The organism is Micromonospora sp. DT63 (assembly GCF_049841615.1).
GTDB lineage: Bacteria > Actinomycetota > Actinomycetes > Mycobacteriales > Micromonosporaceae > Micromonospora.
In genome coordinates this window covers 106,593-123,047 of the sequence record NZ_JBNCKQ010000012.1, presented here as the reverse complement: position 1 = coordinate 123,047, position 16,455 = coordinate 106,593, and the positions used below count along the sequence as shown (strand labels likewise).

General features: G+C 69.2%; 12 protein-coding genes and 1 pseudogene. 5 read left to right on the top strand and 8 right to left on the bottom strand.

Translation table 11 applies throughout. The features are described 5' to 3' along the window. The 5 genes and pseudogenes from ACLQ27_RS30615 to ACLQ27_RS30595 all read right to left on the bottom strand — a co-directional run. Nucleotides 1-1,440, bottom strand: a 1,440-nt coding sequence (locus ACLQ27_RS30615) for a recombinase family protein (RefSeq protein ID WP_425870003.1), incomplete at its 3' end; no start/stop codon positions are given. Then, complete coding sequence (locus ACLQ27_RS30610) at nt 1,440-1,703, bottom strand: hypothetical protein (RefSeq protein ID WP_425870001.1); 264 nt, start codon at nt 1,701-1,703, stop codon at nt 1,440-1,442. The genes ACLQ27_RS30610 and ACLQ27_RS30615, both read right to left, overlap by 1 nt. Before the next feature lie 820 nt (nt 1,704-2,523). Continuing rightward, nucleotides 2,524-3,078 (bottom strand): hypothetical protein, encoded by a 555-nt coding sequence (locus ACLQ27_RS30605; RefSeq protein ID WP_425869999.1) that lies wholly within the window; start codon nt 3,076-3,078, stop codon nt 2,524-2,526. Between the two features lie 138 nt (nt 3,079-3,216). Then, on the bottom strand, nt 3,217-3,783 hold the full coding sequence (locus ACLQ27_RS30600) for a hypothetical protein (RefSeq protein WP_425869997.1): 567 nt from the start codon (nt 3,781-3,783) through the stop codon (nt 3,217-3,219). 89 nt (nt 3,784-3,872) lie between these two features. Beyond that, a pseudogene (locus ACLQ27_RS30595) lies at nt 3,873-4,724 on the bottom strand (IS5 family transposase). A gap of 348 nt (nt 4,725-5,072) precedes the next feature. Between ACLQ27_RS30595 and ACLQ27_RS30590 the strand changes: the two are divergent. Then, nucleotides 5,073-5,885: an SDR family NAD(P)-dependent oxidoreductase gene (locus ACLQ27_RS30590; protein WP_357574774.1), complete on the top strand. Its 813-nt coding sequence runs from the start codon at nt 5,073-5,075 to the stop codon at nt 5,883-5,885. On the opposite strand, the gene ACLQ27_RS30585 is transcribed toward ACLQ27_RS30590, so the two are convergent. Then, nucleotides 5,821-6,696: an AfsR/SARP family transcriptional regulator gene (locus ACLQ27_RS30585; protein WP_357489335.1), complete on the bottom strand. Its 876-nt coding sequence runs from the start codon at nt 6,694-6,696 to the stop codon at nt 5,821-5,823. The genes ACLQ27_RS30590 and ACLQ27_RS30585 overlap by 65 nt on opposite strands. 587 nt (nt 6,697-7,283) lie before the next feature. Here ACLQ27_RS30585 and ACLQ27_RS30580 point away from each other — a divergent pair. Then, entirely contained in the window at nt 7,284-7,970 is a 687-nt protein-coding gene (locus ACLQ27_RS30580) for a hemerythrin domain-containing protein (protein ID WP_357489336.1), read from the top strand. A 25-nt stretch (nt 7,971-7,995) separates the two neighbouring features. On the opposite strand, the gene ACLQ27_RS30575 is transcribed toward ACLQ27_RS30580, so the two are convergent. Then, the gene (locus ACLQ27_RS30575; RefSeq protein WP_357489337.1) at nt 7,996-11,337 is read right to left on the bottom strand and encodes a BTAD domain-containing putative transcriptional regulator; all 3,342 of its coding nucleotides are present in this window, start codon (nt 11,335-11,337) and stop codon (nt 7,996-7,998) included. 246 nt (nt 11,338-11,583) lie between these two features. On the opposite strand from ACLQ27_RS30575, the gene ACLQ27_RS30570 reads away from it, so the two are divergent. From ACLQ27_RS30570 to ACLQ27_RS30560, 3 genes are all read left to right on the top strand, one after another. Next, a complete protein-coding gene (locus tag ACLQ27_RS30570) occupies nt 11,584-14,718 on the top strand; it encodes a hypothetical protein (protein ID WP_425869994.1) in 3,135 nt (1,044 codons plus the stop codon). Nucleotides 14,719-15,150: 432 nt separating this feature from the next. Continuing rightward, nucleotides 15,151-15,477, top strand: coding sequence for a hypothetical protein (locus ACLQ27_RS30565; RefSeq protein ID WP_425869993.1), 327 nt, complete (start codon nt 15,151-15,153; stop codon nt 15,475-15,477). Further along, nucleotides 15,474-15,866, top strand: a complete 393-nt coding sequence (locus ACLQ27_RS30560; RefSeq protein ID WP_425869991.1) for a hypothetical protein — start codon at nt 15,474-15,476, stop codon at nt 15,864-15,866. The genes ACLQ27_RS30565 and ACLQ27_RS30560 overlap by 4 nt, the downstream gene beginning before the upstream one ends. Nucleotides 15,867-16,137: 271 nt before the next feature. Here ACLQ27_RS30560 and ACLQ27_RS30555 read toward each other — a convergent pair whose 3' ends face one another. Then, nucleotides 16,138-16,308: a hypothetical protein gene (locus ACLQ27_RS30555; RefSeq protein ID WP_425869989.1), complete on the bottom strand. Its 171-nt coding sequence runs from the start codon at nt 16,306-16,308 to the stop codon at nt 16,138-16,140. Nucleotides 16,309-16,455 lie beyond the last annotated feature (147 nt).

The following is a 16,455-nucleotide window of genomic DNA, read 5'->3' as shown; positions in this document are numbered from 1 at the left end:
CGTTTCGGCTCGGGTCCGTTCGGCCTGTGTCTGGGCTATCCACTTACTGACGACCGAGGGGTCGGCTCCGGCGTCGAGGGCCGCCCGGTAGCGCTGAAGTTTCGTGTCGCACTCGGTGATGATCGCGCGGGCGGTGGTGATGGCGGGGGATGGATGGTCGCCCAGCTGGGCGTCTGCCATCGCGGTGATCGTGTTCTCGATGTGGTCGGGGTGGAACGCGGTAGCGAGCCAGGCGTCGAGCGGGTCGGTGAGGGTCTCCTCGCGGAGGTAGACGTTGCGGGGATGGGAGACGTCGTTGGCGAGGGCGTATTCCTGGGGGAAGCGGCAGCGGTAGTAGGCAGCGCCGTGGTTGTACTGGCCCTGCATCCGCCGGTTGCAGGCGGCGCAGTAGATCAGGCCGCGGAAGACGTAGGGGTTGCGGGCGCGGCGTTGCCGTTGCGGGATGTCCAATCCCAATCGGTGTCGTGCGAGCAGTGTCTGCGCCTGTTCGAAGGTGGCCTCATCGATGATCGGTGGGTGGGTGATCTCTTTGGAGACGATCCACTTGTCCCTTGGGTTCCAGCGCATGACTCCGGTGTGACCGAGCGCGACGTCGTCGACGTCGAGGAGGACCTCGTCGGTGCGCTGTTTGTTCCAGACCTGCCGTCCGGTGTAGCGGGGGTTGGTGAGGATGACGCGGATGGCGCTCTTGGACCAGGCGATGCCGCTGCGGTGGAAGTTGCGGGCACGGTCGTGTGCGGAGGGGCAGGGCACGTGGTTGCTGGTGAGGGCTTCGGCGATGGCGTAGAGGCCGCTGCCGGTGAGGAACTCGTGGAAGATCTGGCGGACGATCGGGGCGGTCTGCGGGTCGGGGGTGAGGCCTCTTAGGTGTCTACCGTCGGCTGCCTTCGCCGGGTTGGGGTGGGGGCCGAGATCCTGCAGGGTGTAGCCGTATGGAGGGCGCCCGCCGAGGTAGCGGCCTTCGAGCAGGGTCTGAGCGGCCATGGCGGTACGGACACGCAGCTTGATGCGGTTGCGTTCGCCTTTGCTCATGCCGCCGAAGACGGACATGACCAGTTCGTGGGCCTCGTTCTCGGGGTCGATCGGGCCGCCGATCTCCGGTACCCACAGTTCGACGCCGTAGTGAGCGAACAGCGGCACGGTGAGACCGAACTGGTTGCCGTAGAACGCGCGGTGGGGTTCTCCGACGACGACGGCTGAGAATCCGCGTCTGGGGTCGCGGAGCGCAGTAAGAAGTCGGCTGGCGTGCGGGCGGCGCTGCCACGGCAGCGAACGGCTCTGGCCGATGTCGAAGTACTCGGCGGTGATCTGGCCGCCGTGAGGCTGGATGAGGGTCGTCGCCCGACTGAGTTGCCAACTGCGGGAGGACTCGGGGTCCTGGTTGTCCTCGGTCGACACACGGCCGTAGATCGCGAAGGATTTCGGTTGAGGGGCGGTCATCAGTTCTCCTGGTTCGAGTTGACGGTGCGGCAGTCGTTCACGTGTCTGAGTAGCTTCAGGAGGGCAGCAGCGGCGCCGGGGTTCAGTTCGGGTGGCTGGCTGGGTACTGCCACGCTGGTGACGCTGGGCGGTGCGCTGCTGTCGATGGTCTCGACCGTCCATAAACGGTCGTCTTCGTTCGGCTGGTCAAGTCGCTCTTCAGCCGGCGCGGTCGGATTCGGCTCCTGGTGATGTTCAGATTGGTGGTCGGGCGGCAGCGTCATGCGCCTCCGTCCGGCGGTTGCCCAGGCCGGCACACGCGGCGGTGGGCGTGCACCGTTCGCTCCTTGGCCTCCGTCACCTCGCTGTGAGAGCGGGCGGATTGGAGGACTATGCCAGCATCGGCCGCGTGCTTGGGCGGGATCGTGGCGCTGTAGCTCGTAGCGCTGTTCACTCGGGCTGTGGCAGATGGGTGGGTTGTCATGGGAGATGTCCTTCGGGTTGGTCGGTGCCGGTTGCTCCGGCGGGCATGAAGAAGCGGCCGGTGCCGTCAGGCAGCGGCCGCTCGTTGAGTGGGGCGTTACGTCTCTGCGGTCGTCAAGCTGGTTGGTTGCGGCCGTCGAAGTCGGTGGCAAGCGCATGATGGCGCGGCTTGCTGTGCGCCCGCGTGGGCCAGCTTGGTGGGAAGAGCGCTCTTCACACGGAAGAGGTCGCTGGTTCGATACCAGCATCGCCCACTCTCAGTTTGTGCAGTTCAGAGGCCCGTTACCGGATCAGTCGGTAAGGGGCTTCGCCGTATGTGCTGCTTACATTGGGAGCAGATTGGGAGCAGCGCGGCTGGTTCTCTGTTCGGGCCGCCATGGACCTGTTCGGTTGAGTGACCTGATGTGCGGTCCCGAGGGGGGCTGCTGGCTAGTTGAGGAGTTGGGCCGACCGCTGCCGGTGCCGCGTGGCGAGAGGGTGGCCCCGGTTATGGCTCATGGGTTGACTGGCGGCCGTAGGTCCGATGGTTGGCCCATTCGCCGGTCCACAAGGCGAGGTCGTGTACCCAGCTTTCGGTGCTCTGCCGGGACTTGGCCGACCACTTCGATGCGTTCTATCGCATCAGGACCCGGTGACGCCGTCTTGATAACCGGTCATCCGATCCAGGAGCTCGTCTGTGAGCCGCTCGAACGTCTCGACTTCCCGCCGAGGCCGCCGCAGCGGCATTCCACGGGTGTGCAGGAATCTCTGCAGCGGCACTTCCGGGTGTTCGGAGCGCCACCGGCTTAGCAGGTCGCCCGCGTTCGCGCCTTCCTCGACGGCACGCTCTACCAAACCAAGATCGTCCACGGTGATGGCGCCCAACGGCGTCCGTGACTGGCTTGCAGCGTCCCGGACGCTGTCAAGATCTCCTGGACCCTGCAGTGCACGGAGGGTCCAGGGCAGGCCATCTTCCGGGATAACGATCAGCGGCACGAATCGGGTGCCTGGTAGCAGGTTCCGTGAGGTCAGTTGCGGCAGCTGCGCGGTGAGATGTCGGATGGTAGAGGCCGATAGGGAAGCCTTGTGGTGGGCCAGAACGGCGTTGACCTCGCGGTCCAGCTCTATGGGATCAGCCAACCCTCCGGCAACGGGCTGGGACAGGCGCCGGTTGGTCGCATCCAGGCAGAGCCACATGTGGCCGCAGTCCACGAGCCAGTCACACACCCTTGGCTTACGGCTCGCCATAGGCGTTGTCGGCCGTGTCAGGTCCCGGCCAGGGGGCGTTGAACGGGCCCCGCTTGCCGTGGGCGGCCGGAGGCTATTGCTTGCCGGTCAGGTAGCGGTTGAGCTTCTTGAACTGCTCGCTGGCCCCTGGTACTTCTGCCGGGCTTCCACCGGGGCCTTCACCAGGACATCCCAGCGGGCCTTGCCCTTGGCCGCGTGAACGACCAGCTGGACGACGTCGACGGGCGGGATGGCCTTCGGTCCCGCGTCCACCGCGGGGAATGCGATCCTCCAGCGGGCCTCCTGTCCCACAGCCATGGGCACCGGGGTGCCGGCGTCGTCGGTGCGCACCGCGATGCGTCGGGGCGCACCCGGCTCCACCCCGTTCTGCGACGGCGGGAACACGGTTTCCGGGGTGACCAGCTCAACCTCCACCGAATCCACTGCCTGCGGGGAGACCAGCTGCAGCATCAGACGCGGGGTGCCGCCGTGGCCGGTGGAGTCGCCGTTCATGTCCTCGACCAGCGCGGTGAACTGGGGGGTTCGCTGGTGGTGGAGCATCTGCTCGTCGGCAACTGCGGACCTGTTCGCAGCGGTCGCGCTACGCCACGACCAGACCGCCGCGCCGATTGCGATGAGGGCAGCCGCCCACGTCGCCGCATCTCCGAGTTCCATCGTCTGGTCTCCTTTTCCCGGCTGCACGCCGCCGGCGACCGATAGTGACCGGTCCGCGTGATCTGCCGCTAGGCCGTGTCTTCAAAGGTTCACAGCCATTGGAGTAGCGCGGCGATGGTGACGGTGGCCTGGTACGAGGTCGCGGTCTTGTCGTAGCGGGTCGCAACGCTGCGGCACTGCTTGAGCCGGTTGAAGCACCGTTCGACGACGTTGCGCCGCCTGTAGATCTGTTTGTCGAACACCGGTGGTCGGCCGCCTCGGTTGCCGCGTCGGTGGCGGTTGGCCTGCTGGTCGGCGCGCTCAGGGATCGTGTGTCCGATGCCTCGCCGGCGCAGGTCAGCCCGGATGGCCTTCGAGCTGTAGCCCTTGTCCGCGATGACGTGGTCCGGGCCGGACCCGAGGTCGGCCGGGTCCGGACCGCTCGACCCGGATCGCTGCCATGACGTGGGTGAAGCGGCTGCAGTCGTTGACGTTGCCGCCGGTGAGCACGAACGCCAGGGTCCGGCCCAGGCCGTCGCAGGCGAGGTGAATCTTGGTGGTCAGTCCACCTCGACTCCGACCGAGGGCGTGATCTTGTGGTTCGTCCGATTCGCAGGTCCCCCTTTAGCGCCCGCGGCATGCTGGTGGGCTCGCACGATCGTCGAGTCCACCGACACCAACCAGTCAATGTCCCCGGCCGCGTCCGCGTCGGCCTGGACCCCGGCGAGCATCCGCTCGAACGTGCCATCCAACGCCCACCTGCGGAAACGGGTGTAGATCGACTGCCACGACCCGTACCGGGCGGGCACATCCCGCCACGCCGCCCCGGCCCAGATCTTCCACACGATCCCGTTGAGCACCCGCCGGTCATCGACCCGGGGCCGACCACCGGTCACCGCCGACGGCAGATACCGCGACAGGGCTTCCCACTCGGCGTCAGACAACTCGTAGCGACGACCCACGCCCTACATCATCCGACACCAAGATCCTTTGAAGACACCGCCTAAACAGACCTCTCTCGAGCCACTCTCGCCGGCGGTCGTGGCCGGGGCGCAGGCCGTCTGAGGGCCAGCCCGTGGGCGGCAGGTGTTTCCCGAGCGACCCCGACCACAACCTCGAAGATCATGGCTGCAGACCCCGATCTCCGCTGCCGATTCAACAAGTTGGAGACCTCTCTGTTGCCAACGCCTTGACACAGAGAGTTGCCGTTAGATCCACAGTCCCTGGTGTGGCGGGCGGTCGCCAACGAGGTTCCAATCGATTCCCAACCGTCGTGCCAGGGTCAAGCCGAAAACGACGGAAGGAACGGCATGCGCAACATTCTTGTCACCGGCTCGGTGGACGGCATTGGCCTGCGAACCGCGGCCCAACTCGTCGCCGGGGGGCATCAGGTGGTCCTGCACGCCCGCAACGAGGAGCGGGCGGCGGTCGCCAAGACGGCGCTCCCGGCGGCGGCTGGGATTGCGGTCGGCGATCTGCGCTCGATCGAGGAAACCGTCGTGCTCGCCAGGTCACTGGCCGCGCACGGACGCTTCGACACCATCGTGCACAACGCTGGGATCGCCCGGCTGGACGCCTTGGAGCGGGAGCTGACCGGGGATGGGCTGGAGTCCACCTTTCAGGTCAACGTTCTCGCGCCGTACCTGCTGACGGCGTTGCTTCCCCAGCCGGAGCGTCTCGTGTTCGTGTCGTCGGCGATGGCCACGGACGGTGTGGTTGACCTCGCCGACCTGCAGTACGACACCCGCCCGTGGAATGGGGTCGAGGTGTACTCCAGTTCGAAGCTGCTGAACCTGATGCTCGCGTTCGCCGTCGCCCGTCGATGGCCCGGAACCTTGAGCAACGCGGTCGACCCCGGCTGGGTGCGCACCAAGATGGGCGGCGACGCTGCGCCGACGAGCCCCGACGAGGCCGCGCGGGCCCAGGTGCGCCTTGCCGTAGGCACCGAAGCCGACGTCCTGGTCAGTGGACACTATTTCAGTCAACGCGACTGGCGGCCGTCCCTCTCCAGCATGGACCCGGGACTGCTGGACGATCTGCTCACGCGCTGCGGTGAGCTCACCGGCGTCCAACTGCCTGAGGAGGCGTCCGCTGCGCGTTCGCGCCAGCACCTTGACCGTTGATCTTCGCTGCTGGCCGCGGAGCGAGCGTCTGGTCCAAGATGTCGCGGTGCAGCTCGGCGAGCTCCGGTCCGGGCTCGACACCGAGTTCGTCTATCAGTCGGTTCCGCACCTCGCGCAGCATCGTCAGCGCGTCCCCTCGACGGCCCGCCCGGTACAACGCCTGCGCTAACAGCGCCCAACCCCGCTCCCGCAGCGGGTGTTCGATGAGGAACGCCCGGAGCTGCGCAATGGCCGTATCGTTGGCGCCCAACTCGACCAGGGCGGCCAGGCGGTGTTCCAGCGCACCGGTCCGCAGCTCCTGGAGCCGATGCGACTCCGCGACTACGAACTCGTGGTCCGCGCAGTCGGCGTACGCCCATCCCCGCCAGAGTGCGAGCGCCACGTCGAACCGGACCAGCGCGGATCGCGCCGCACCGGTGGTCAGCAGGTCCCGGCCCTGGGCCGCCGCCCTGCTGAATTGATCGACGTCGAGCGTGCGTGACCCCAACCGCAACGCGTACCCGGCGCCATCCCGAACGAGCACCCGCCCGGGCTGACGTGGCGCCCGGTCGGGCTCAAGCGTCCGACGCAGCACGGACAAGTAGCCCTGCGCGGTGATCCGGGCACTCGGTGGCGGGTCGTGCGGCCACAGACAATCGACCAGTGCATCGATCGACACGAACCGGCCGTTGGCGATGACCAATCGGCACAACACCGTACGCGGCGCCGGGCCGCCGACGGCGACGGCCCGGCCGTAGTGCCGCACGACTGTCGGCCCGAGCACCCCAACTGTCAGGCCCGCCGGGACAACGGAGTCACCGAAAACGCTCACGACAGCGGCCCGTCGTGCCTGCTTTTCATAGATGGTCCTTTCTCGGGCGCGCTGCGGCTGCGGGACGAGTTGCGACATTCATGAGGCCGGGCCGGAGTTGACGGACCCTTAACGCCGGCCTGGCGGGCTGGTGGGGGCGGTCCGACAGGTCGACCGGGAAGGGTCGGATAGTGGACCTTCGAGCCGGCGGCGGCCCACTGGGGGTCGTAGCGTGACGATGACCGGTAAACCGTTCCAGCGTTCCAGTTCGGCGTCGGCGGCCAGTTGCGCGTCGATGCTGCGTCGCAGTTCGGCAAGGTTGGTCTCCAGACCGATATTGGGCAGGTTTCGGACTGGGCCGTCACAGTGTGGCCAGGTGGAAGATCTCCTCGCCCGCCAGTGCCCTTGATCAAGTCTCGGACCCGACTGCCGGGGCCCATTCCGCCAGGCGCGCGCCCGCCAAGTCGGCACCAAGTGCTCGCCAGGCGCCGTGCCCGAGAGTGGAGAAGCACGAGAGCGAGTCGGCCGTCCGTAGCCGGCACCGGGGCGGCCCGCCAATGGCCGGCCCCATCCCGAACAGGCCGCCAGTGGGGCGGCCGGAGGAAACCATGGCCACCACAACCCCCCACCTCGAGCCGAACCTCATCGGCTTCCGGATCAACCACCGCACCATGCGATCCGACACTCGCCGGCTGGCCGAGTTGCTCGACCGCGTGGCTGCTGGGCAGCTCGCGTACGACCGTCGCCGGGCGACGGCCCTGCGGACGTATCTGCGGCTGCTCTGTGACGGCATCCATCACCACCACAAGATGGAGGACGAGGTCCTCTGGCCGGTGCTGCAGCGTTCGGCGGGTGCGGAGATCGACCTGCGGGAGCTCAGTGACGACCACGCCGCACTCGAACCGGTCCTGGACGAGGTACGGGTGGCGGCGGACGAGCTGGTGGCCGCGTTCGCCTCGGGCTCGTCAGAAGTGGGCCGGGCACGCACCGTCGCGGGGCGTCTCGCCGGGGCCCTGGCTCAGCTGCGCGATGTCCTCGACGAGCACATCGAGGAGGAGGAGCGGTTGATCTTCCCGGTAATCCGGCGCTACGTCAGCGTGGCCGACTGGAACATCGTGGAGCGAGCGGTCCGCAAAGGCGGTGCGCTGCGCTTCGAACTGCCCAGGATCGAGCGGTACGCCCTCCCGGAGGAGCTGGAGGAGCTGAGAAAGATCGCCGGACCGGTGCTGCGCCTGATGCTCGTGGCGCTGCGACCGGGTTTCCGCCGCCGGGAGGCGACGGTCTTCGGCGGGTGACACCGGCCGAGCGGCGGTGACGGGGTCAACGCACCGTCGCAGGCACGTACGCCGACTCGTCGCTCCACGGCACGGCGCCGACCCTCCGGGCCAGCCGGAGCCCGGCGTCGCGGTGCGCGACGACGGCCGGGTCGCCCAGCGCGGCGGCGAGCTCGGCGAGGGTTTGGTCCACCGGGCCGAGCGAGATCGATCCGCACTCCAGGCCGGCAAACCGCCCCGCCCACGGCAGCAGCTCGCGGTAGCAGCGCTGCGCAACCGGGCGGTCGCCGAGCCGCGCGGCGACCTGCCCGCGCAGCGTCATCCAGTACAGCCACAGGTAGTCGGGGCGGATCGGGGTCTGTGGCCGCCAGACGGCCCGGGCCGCCTCCCGGTCGCCTGAGGAGAGCAGCGCGTGGGCCAGCACGTCGTGCGTGTCGTCCGGTACGCGTGCATGCACCTGCCGGATGTCCTCGACCAGCTCGTGCCCGCGCCCGACGGTGCTCAGCACGGTGAACCGGCCCATCAGTCCCATCGCCGCCGCGTTGGGACCACCGATGCGGCTCATCCGATCGCTGATCTCCGCGTACCGGCGCGACGCCTCACCGAGATCACCGGCGAAGAGCGCGCGCAGGCCGGTGAACCACCCCATGACGGCGAGGATCAGGCCGAGCTGACCGGTCGTGGCCTTTTCGATCGCCCGGTCGACGTGGTGGCGTGCCCGGTCGAAGTCAGCGTCGGTGAGGGCGGCCTGGTAGAGGATGTGGTGGGCCTCGCACTGGTACGCGGTAAGCCCCGCGGCCTCGGCGACCGCCAGCAGCTCCCGCCCGACGTCGGGCAGTTCGGCCCGGTGCGCCGGGGCGACGGTGACGAAGTAGCGGGCGTTGAGCGCACGGCAGAGCACCGCCGGATCGTCCTGCCGACGGGCTAGCGCGAGAGCTTCCCGGGTGACCTCGTCGGCGCGCTGCAGATCGGCGCCCTCGATCTCGAAGGCGAGAGTGCTCAACAGCCGGGACCGCAGCGCCAAGCCGTCGTCGCCCACGCGGGACAGCTCCCGCTCCAGCAGCCGGACCAGCGGTTCGTCGACGGCGCGGTCGGGCCGGATGGTCCAGGTCACCGGGGCGTCGAAGCAGGTCAGTGCGGAGTGGACGGCCTGCGGGTCGCCGATCGCGGTGGCCAGCCGCACCGCCTCGGCGCGTGCGGCGCGGGCGCTCAGCACGTCACCGGCGAGTGCGCCCGCGGTGGCCAGATCGCAGAGCAGGTCGAGACGTGCGCGGGCGGGTACCGCTGGCGCGAGGTCGGCCGCGCGCAGCGCGCCGGTCCAGTACGCGGCAGCTTCCCGAGGCGCGCCGAGGTCACCGGCCCGGCGGGCGGCGGCGGCCAGGTACCCGATGGCGTCCTGCGCGGTGGCCGGGGTGAGGGCGGCGAGTGCGTGCCTCCCCAGCAGCGCCACGTCGTCGACGCGCTGCTCTCGCAGCACAGTGAGGATTCGGCTGTGCATCCGGGTGCGTCGTAGCAGCGGAACGCTGTGGTAGAGCGCGTCCCGCATCAGGGCATGCGCGAACCGGATCCGCCCCGGCTCGGGCTCGACGAGCAGACCCGCGGTCACGCCGGCCTCCAGGCCGTCGAGGACCGGCTCCTCGGGGCCGCCGTCGACGGCGATCAGGATGTCGACCTCGGCGTCCGAGCCCAAGACGGCGGCGTGCCGTAGCACCGTCTGGGTGCTGGCCGGCAGCCGTGCCAGCCGCCGGGTCAGCACGTGACCCAGCGCGGCGGGGATGCCGTCGAGCGCTGACCCGGGGCCTTCGGCCGCGATCAGTTTGGCCAGCTCGATCGTGAACAGGGGGTTGCCCGCCGAGCGTTCCCGTACGGTGCGCAGCAGTTCGGAGTCGGTGGTGTCGACGCTATGGCGACTCAGCAGTTCGGTGACGGCCGCGTCGTCGAGGCCGCCGAGGTCCAGTTCTACCGCCGGTACGCCGGTGAGTGCGGCCCGGGCCACCACGAAGTCGTCGGTCACCTCGTCGGGGCGGAAGGTCGCCACCACCAGGACGGGCGCCTCAGCCAGGGCGGCCGCGACGTGGCGCAGGATGCGTAGGGTCTCACCGTCGGCCCGGTGGAGGTCCTCGATCACGACGAGCAGCGGGCCGTGGCCGGCCAGCCGGGACAGGTAGGCACCCAGCGCCTCGCGTAGGTGGAACTCGTCGTACTGCCCGCGGGTGCCGGCAGGCGTTGCGGTGCCGGTGCCCAGTAGTAGCTGTAGGCCGCGGGCCTCCGGCTCGTCGAGCGGGAGGCGTCGGCACGCGGCGGTGACGACCTCGTGCCACGCCCAGGCCGGCGGTGCGCCATCCACCTGCGGGCAGGTGCCGATCGCCGTCGTCCAGCCGTCGCCGGTCAGGGACCCGGCGAGGTGCCGGGCCAGCGTCGACTTCCCCCCACCCGCTTCGGCACCGACCCAGCAGATGCCGATTCCGGCTGCGGTGGCGCGGGCGGCCGCCGAGCGCATCCGGGCCAGCTCGGTCGCGCGGCCGAGAATTGGCTGCGCCGCGGGCGGTCGATCGGGTACGACAGCCGGCGGGTCGGCCGGCCCGACCACGGCCGAGGATCGGGCGACCTGGGAGGCTGGCGACCCCAGGCGAGGGTGCTGCCGAAGCAGATCCGTCTCCAGGCTCCGCAGCTCGGGGCCGGGTTCGATGCCTAACTGTTCGAGCAGCGCGGCGCGCACCGATCGCAGCACGTCGAGGGCATCGGCCTGCCTTCCGAGGCGATACAGCGCGACCGCGAGCAGCATCGCGGCCTGCTCCCGCAGCGGATGGTCCCGAACGTGCAGATCGAGGTCGAGGACCACCTCGTTCGCGCGGTCCAAGTCGAGCAGCAGCTTTGCGCGCTGCTCGACGGCGGTCAGTCGTAGCCGGGCCAGCCGTTCGCTCTCCCGGTCCGCCCACAGCTCCCCGACGAACTCGGCGTACGGCGTGGCCGCGCCCCAATTGGCGAGGACTTCGTCCAGCCCGGCGAGCGCCGCCCGCGGCTGCGTCTCGGTGACCCGCGTCGCCGTCCGCAGCGCCGCCTCGAACCGCCAGGCGTCCACGTCGGGCGCCGATAGTCGCAGGGCGTACCCCGGGGCCGCGGTGACGAGGATCCGGGCGGGACGGCGGGGCGGACGGTCCGGCTCCAGCGCCCGGCGCAGGTTCGACACGTACACCTGCAGGGCGGCCTGGGCGCGCGGCGGCGGGTCTCCCGACCAGAGGTCCTCGATGAGCCGGTCGACCGAAACCACATGACCGCCTCCGGCGACAAGCCGGGCCAGCACCGCGCGCTGTCGCGGTGCCCCGAGTTCGATGGGGGTGCCGTTCCGCATCGCCCACATGGGACCGAGCACACCGACCGTCGTCACGCTGCCACCGTAGTAAGCCGACGTCGCGGTGGAGATCCGGTATCCGACTGTTCGTTGACCAACCGTTCGGACCGCACCCGGGCTCCGGCGTCCCTGCACGAGCCGGTCGTGGTCGGACGCCCGCCGCCCCTGCAGCCGGCGCCCACCAGCCCGCCAAGACGACGTTAAGGGCACGCCAACTCCACTGCGGCCTCATGGAGGCCGCACCTCGTCCCGTACCAGAGGGACCCGGAGGAAGGACATCCATTGAGAACCACGAAGGGCCTGAGCCACCCACGCCGGTGGCTCGCGGCCGTGACCGGCGCGAGCCTGGTCGTCGCGTTGGCGGGGCCGGCGGTCGCCGCCGACCCCGTCCCGTACGACGAGCAGGCCGTGCACCACAGCCTGTTCGCGGCGGTCGTCCAAGTTCGTGACGGCGGCACCCGCGGCCTGGTGGACGCCGTGCTCGCCGCCGAGCTGAGCGACTGGCGCGGCGCGCACCCGACGTCCGACACTGCGGCGCTCAACGCCCACCTGAACGCCGTCACCACCCTCGTCGGACAGGCCGTCCCGGCGTCCGACGAGTCACCCGGGAAGCTGCACCTGCTGGGCGCGGCGATGGAAAAGCTCGCGGGCAGCGGCGAGGCCCAGCTCGGCGGCCCGGCGGTCAAGGGGCTGCTGCGCAGCACCACCGGCGAGGAGCTGGCCGGCATCGTGCCGCCGATCGAACAGATCCGCAGCGGCACCCAGGAGTACCTGTGGGAGATGATTTCCCGGGGCGCGCTCACCGAGGTGTGGGGCACGCTGCACGCCCGGGCCGCCACCGATCCGGCCCTCGCCGAGGTGTGGAACACGGCGGTCGGCGCCCGGCTCGGCGTACGCCTGGACACCCCGGCGGACGAGCTCGCGCAGCTGCCCGACCTGAGCGGCAACCTCAACCTGTCGGCGATCACCGCGAAGCGCTACGACAGGGACGCCTATCGGGCGGAGATCCAGTCGCAGCTCGACGTGGCGCTCGCCGCGCTCCGCGAGCGGACCGCGACCGCGGTGACCGACGTGGTCGCTGCGTCCGACCGGTTCCCGATCGACGGGCCGAACAAGCCGACCAGCGCGGAGGAGGCGGCGGCCAAGGCGAAGGCGGAGGCCGACCGCAAGCTCAACGAGAAGCTCGGCCAGGCCGTCACCGTCCTCGGCAAGCTCGCCGGGATGGTGGACAAGCAGTTCGGCAAGCAGATCGAGACCATCGCCAAGGCCGTGGTGGGGGCGATCTCGGCGATCACCACTTACACCGCGGCGATCTCGGCGGCCGGCATCACCACGGCGGCGCTGGCGATGTCGACCTTCACCCTGGTCGGTGGCCTGGTCGGCGCGGCGATGATCCTGCTCCCGCTGTTCACCTCCGGCGGCGGCGCCGACGAGACCACCGGCGCCCAGATCGCGGCGCTGCGTGACCAGATCAACCGGCTGGCCGCCGGGATGGACAGGCGGTTCGACCGGATCGAGAAGATGCTCGGCACGATGTACGACGGGTTGAGCGCCCAACTGACCGCGCTGTCCCGGGACCTCACCGAGGTGCGTGCCCAACTCACCGTGATCGCCGGCCAGCTGATCGTCCTCGACCAGCGCGTGGACACCCTCGCGCTGGCGAGCCAGGCGGCCTTCGAGCAGATCGCCCAGCAGCCGCTGAAGACCAGCGTCGACCGGTACGTGCACCGTGAGGCACGCACCGGCACGAAGATCGAGTCGCTCGCCACCTACTTCGACCAGGCCGACTCGCCGACGCGCACCTTCGCGGCCGACAGCGCCCGGCAGGCGCCGTACGTCGTCCCGACCGGCACGTCGTTGTCCGACCCGGTGGGTACGGTCGGCCTCTACCTGCCGGCCGGCGCGATCGACTACCTCGCCCAGTGGGCGGGTGCCCGGGGCATCGCGCTCACCCCCGCCCCCGGCGACCAGCCGGCCTCCGGGGTGGCCAACCCGTCGGCGTGGCTGCTCGGCGCTCGGGCGAACCTGATCCTGCAACTACAGAACCCGCAGTACGCCGCCCAGGTCGCCGCAGCCGAGACGGAGAGCACGATCGCCGCGGGCGACGCGGTCAACCGTCGGGTGCGGCAGTTCAGCGCGCCGGCTGCGGACGGTGCCACCAATGCCTTGTTCCAGCGGCTGATCGCCGACTACCGAGCGGCGATGGGCCAGTGGAAGTTCGCCCTCGACGAGGTCGGCCGGGCGGTGCGCTGGGCGGAGGGCGACCGCGACTACAACATGTGGGGGAGCGTCGACCAGGACATCCCGGCCGCCGGCCGGATCGCGGACGTGCCCCACATCGCGTTCTGCGAGGGGCCGACGGGGGCGACCCTCGACATGCCGAGCCGGGTCAACCGTTCGGCCCTGCCGAGCGTCTACCACCTCGCCAACTACGCGATGGCGCCGGCCTACCGGCCGGAGCTGCGTTCCTGCCTCGACGCGGAGTTCGTCAACGTGGTGGTGAACGACCTCCCGCGCTACCAGCAGACCAACGCGGATCTGCGGCTGGTCGTCCGGCAGCAGGTGAAGTGGTTCGGGGGTGACTGGCAGGACGTGCGGACGGTGACCTGGAAGACGCGCCTGACCGACGTCTGCCTGTGGGACCAGCGGGCCAATCCGCCGACCGGGTACTGCCGGGAACCCGACTACTACATCAACAGCAAGTGGAACTCGACGTACCGACCGGCACTGGACAGCAGCGGCGTCGTGGTGGACAACGCCGCCGCGCTGGCGCTGGCGCGTACGAAGGCCCAGGCCATGCTGACCGGCAAGCAGCGCTACTTCTACCGGGCGGCGGCGCTCGGCACCGGCGTGGACCGGCCGCCGGCGGGCACCTGGTCGAGCTCCCAACAGCTCTGGGACGCCGGCAAGAAGGTCTCCGACACGGTACGGATGCTGCAGATCTTCTCGGACCTGGGCTGGTCGTCGGCGCTGGAACGGGACGACGTGCTGCGCGGCCAGCTCTTCGGCGACCGGGCGCTGCCGGCGGACTACCGCCTACCGCGCAGCCAGGACAGTTACAACAGCGGCTCGTTGCACCTGTTCAACGCCTACCAACGGGCGTTGTCGAACTACGACAGCTGCAAGCAGCAACTGGAATGGGACCCGTGCCAGGGTGACGTTTCCGGGCTGAATCCGCTGGTGCAGCAGGAGCGGTTCGGTGTGGGATGCGCCCCGGCCCCGGCCCCGCAGGCGCCGCACGATCCGCTCGGCTCGTGCGTCGTCCAGGCCGGGTCGGCCGGCATCGGCGTCCTCGCCGACCGGTACGGCTACTGGTCCGGCCGGATCAAAGCCGGCGCACACCAGGAGGGCCTGGCGGCAGTGAAGGGCGTCGTCGGGCTGCTACGGGCGACGAACATCGCAGTGCACCCGGCCTGACCGCCTCCAGGTCGGGGGCTCGCCGCTGTGGTGAGCCCCCGACCCATCGGCGCAGCGCGAGCAGGTGTCGAACCTGCGGTGCTGATCGCTGAGCAGGGCCAGCAGTGCAGTAGCGTGCGCGACATCGGGGGAAGCCCTCGAGCGCGACACGGCGGCAATCACGGCGCGGATGGCGAGAACACCGTCCACGCTCACGGGGCCAGAGGGCGTGCCAGCTCGTCGACTACCTCTCGTCGCGCTACTTGCGCTGTCGAGCCACAGCGGTTCCCTCCTCCTCGGCAGGATGCCAAGTCAGGAGGTGTCCAGTCTCAGAGGACGTCTGATTCACGTATGGGGCCAGGAGTACGCGCGTGACCACGAGGACGAAGCGGTCTACTTCGTGTTAGTGAGAACACGAACGACTTCGGCGACGGCACGGGGTACCTGGAGCCGATGAAGAGCGACCTCGCGAGCATAGAGGACCACTTCTATCACCTCACAGCGCTGGACACCGTGGTGGAGCGCTTCGCAAAGCTGGCCAAGGTCGACCCGGATTTCCTCCCTGCGGTCCCGGCAGGAAAGGGTTCGATCGAGCTACTCACGGACGCGCTGTCCGAACATCTGCCGACGTTCTCCTACAAGAACGACTCGGTATGGCTGAATGCAGGTCTTGCCCACACCCGACTCGGAGACGGCGAAATTTGGGGGAAAGTCCCTCCGGGTCCGGGTCGAGGTGGTTCTTGTCGCCTTCGCTCAACGTCGATGGTGTCTCGGACGTGACGGCCCACAGTATCGGCGGACAGGACTGGTACATGGGCACGGTCCGGTTGATCGCCTCCGGCTTGATGGTGCTGCCCGGACCAAACCTGATCCCTGCGGCGAACGTTCTGGAGGCCCGCGTACTCGTCACTCAGGACGAGACTGGCGCACGCCCGTCGGTGCTGCGATGCAAGCCGCCCCGTGCGCTTACGGCCGAGGAAGCCAGCCGAGTTCCGAATACGGAGGTGAACCATCGACAGGAGTTAACGGCCGGATTCCTGTCCAACGGGCTGCCAAGGCAATCCTCCGCCGCGACATCGGAATTCCCGCAGCCCGGCTTGCCGGCCAATGTTCTCGCCACTATGTCTTGGGCCGTCGTTGCGGAGGCGATTCGGAAATTATTGAAGTAGGCAGGGCTCTTGGATCCTTGCGCTGCGATTAGTCGGTGATCTGGCGATGATGAAGTACGGTCGGGTATGGCACGGAGCGTCGAGCATCTCGATGAGGTACACGTCGCGCTCAGCGATCTGTTCGGCTTGGTTCGTGGCTGGCGTTAATCATCAACTTCGCGAGAGTGCTGAACGCTGGGGTCTTCGTGCGCCACGCTGCGGGGTTGAGGTGCGCCGTGCCGTGGGTATGCCTCGCCAGCCGGTGGCAGGATGATGGTGTTGACGGTTTCGGTCAACCGGTCGACTGCGGCGGCAACGGATCCTCCGGGCGGATCGGCTCGTCGACGGGCGGTGAGGCGCTGTCCGGTGCGCCGGGAACATCCGGGGCGCGAACATCCGCCACCTTCTCCGTGGCCGCCTCCACGGCATCCTTCACGGCCTTGACGGGTTTGCTGGAATCCATCGGACGGGTACCTCCACGAAGCGACACAAGCCCGCCTCCCGACTTTACCCATCATGTCCTATAAAATGAGGTAAAGAATATAGATTCACGCCTTGGTCGTCGAGGGGTGCCCCCCAGAAGATCGCCCGACGACTCGGCCTGTTTCGT

Bases quoted from the DNA above. Each gene is read 5' to 3' on its own strand.
- ACLQ27_RS30610 (WP_425870001.1), bottom strand. From the start codon at position 1,703: ATGACGCTGCCGCCCGACCACCAATCTGAACATCACCAGGAGCCGAAT.
- ACLQ27_RS30605 (WP_425869999.1), bottom strand. From the start codon at position 3,078: ATGTGGCTCTGCCTGGATGCGACCAACCGGCGCCTGTCCCAGCCCGTT.
- ACLQ27_RS30600 (WP_425869997.1), bottom strand. From the start codon at position 3,783: ATGGAACTCGGAGATGCGGCGACGTGGGCGGCTGCCCTCATCGCAATC.
- ACLQ27_RS30590 (WP_357574774.1), top strand. From the start codon at position 5,073: ATGCGCAACATTCTTGTCACCGGCTCGGTGGACGGCATTGGCCTGCGA.
- ACLQ27_RS30580 (WP_357489336.1), top strand. From the start codon at position 7,284: ATGGCCACCACAACCCCCCACCTCGAGCCGAACCTCATCGGCTTCCGG.
- ACLQ27_RS30565 (WP_425869993.1), top strand. From the start codon at position 15,151: ATGAAGAGCGACCTCGCGAGCATAGAGGACCACTTCTATCACCTCACA.
- ACLQ27_RS30555 (WP_425869989.1), bottom strand. From the start codon at position 16,308: ATGGATTCCAGCAAACCCGTCAAGGCCGTGAAGGATGCCGTGGAGGCG.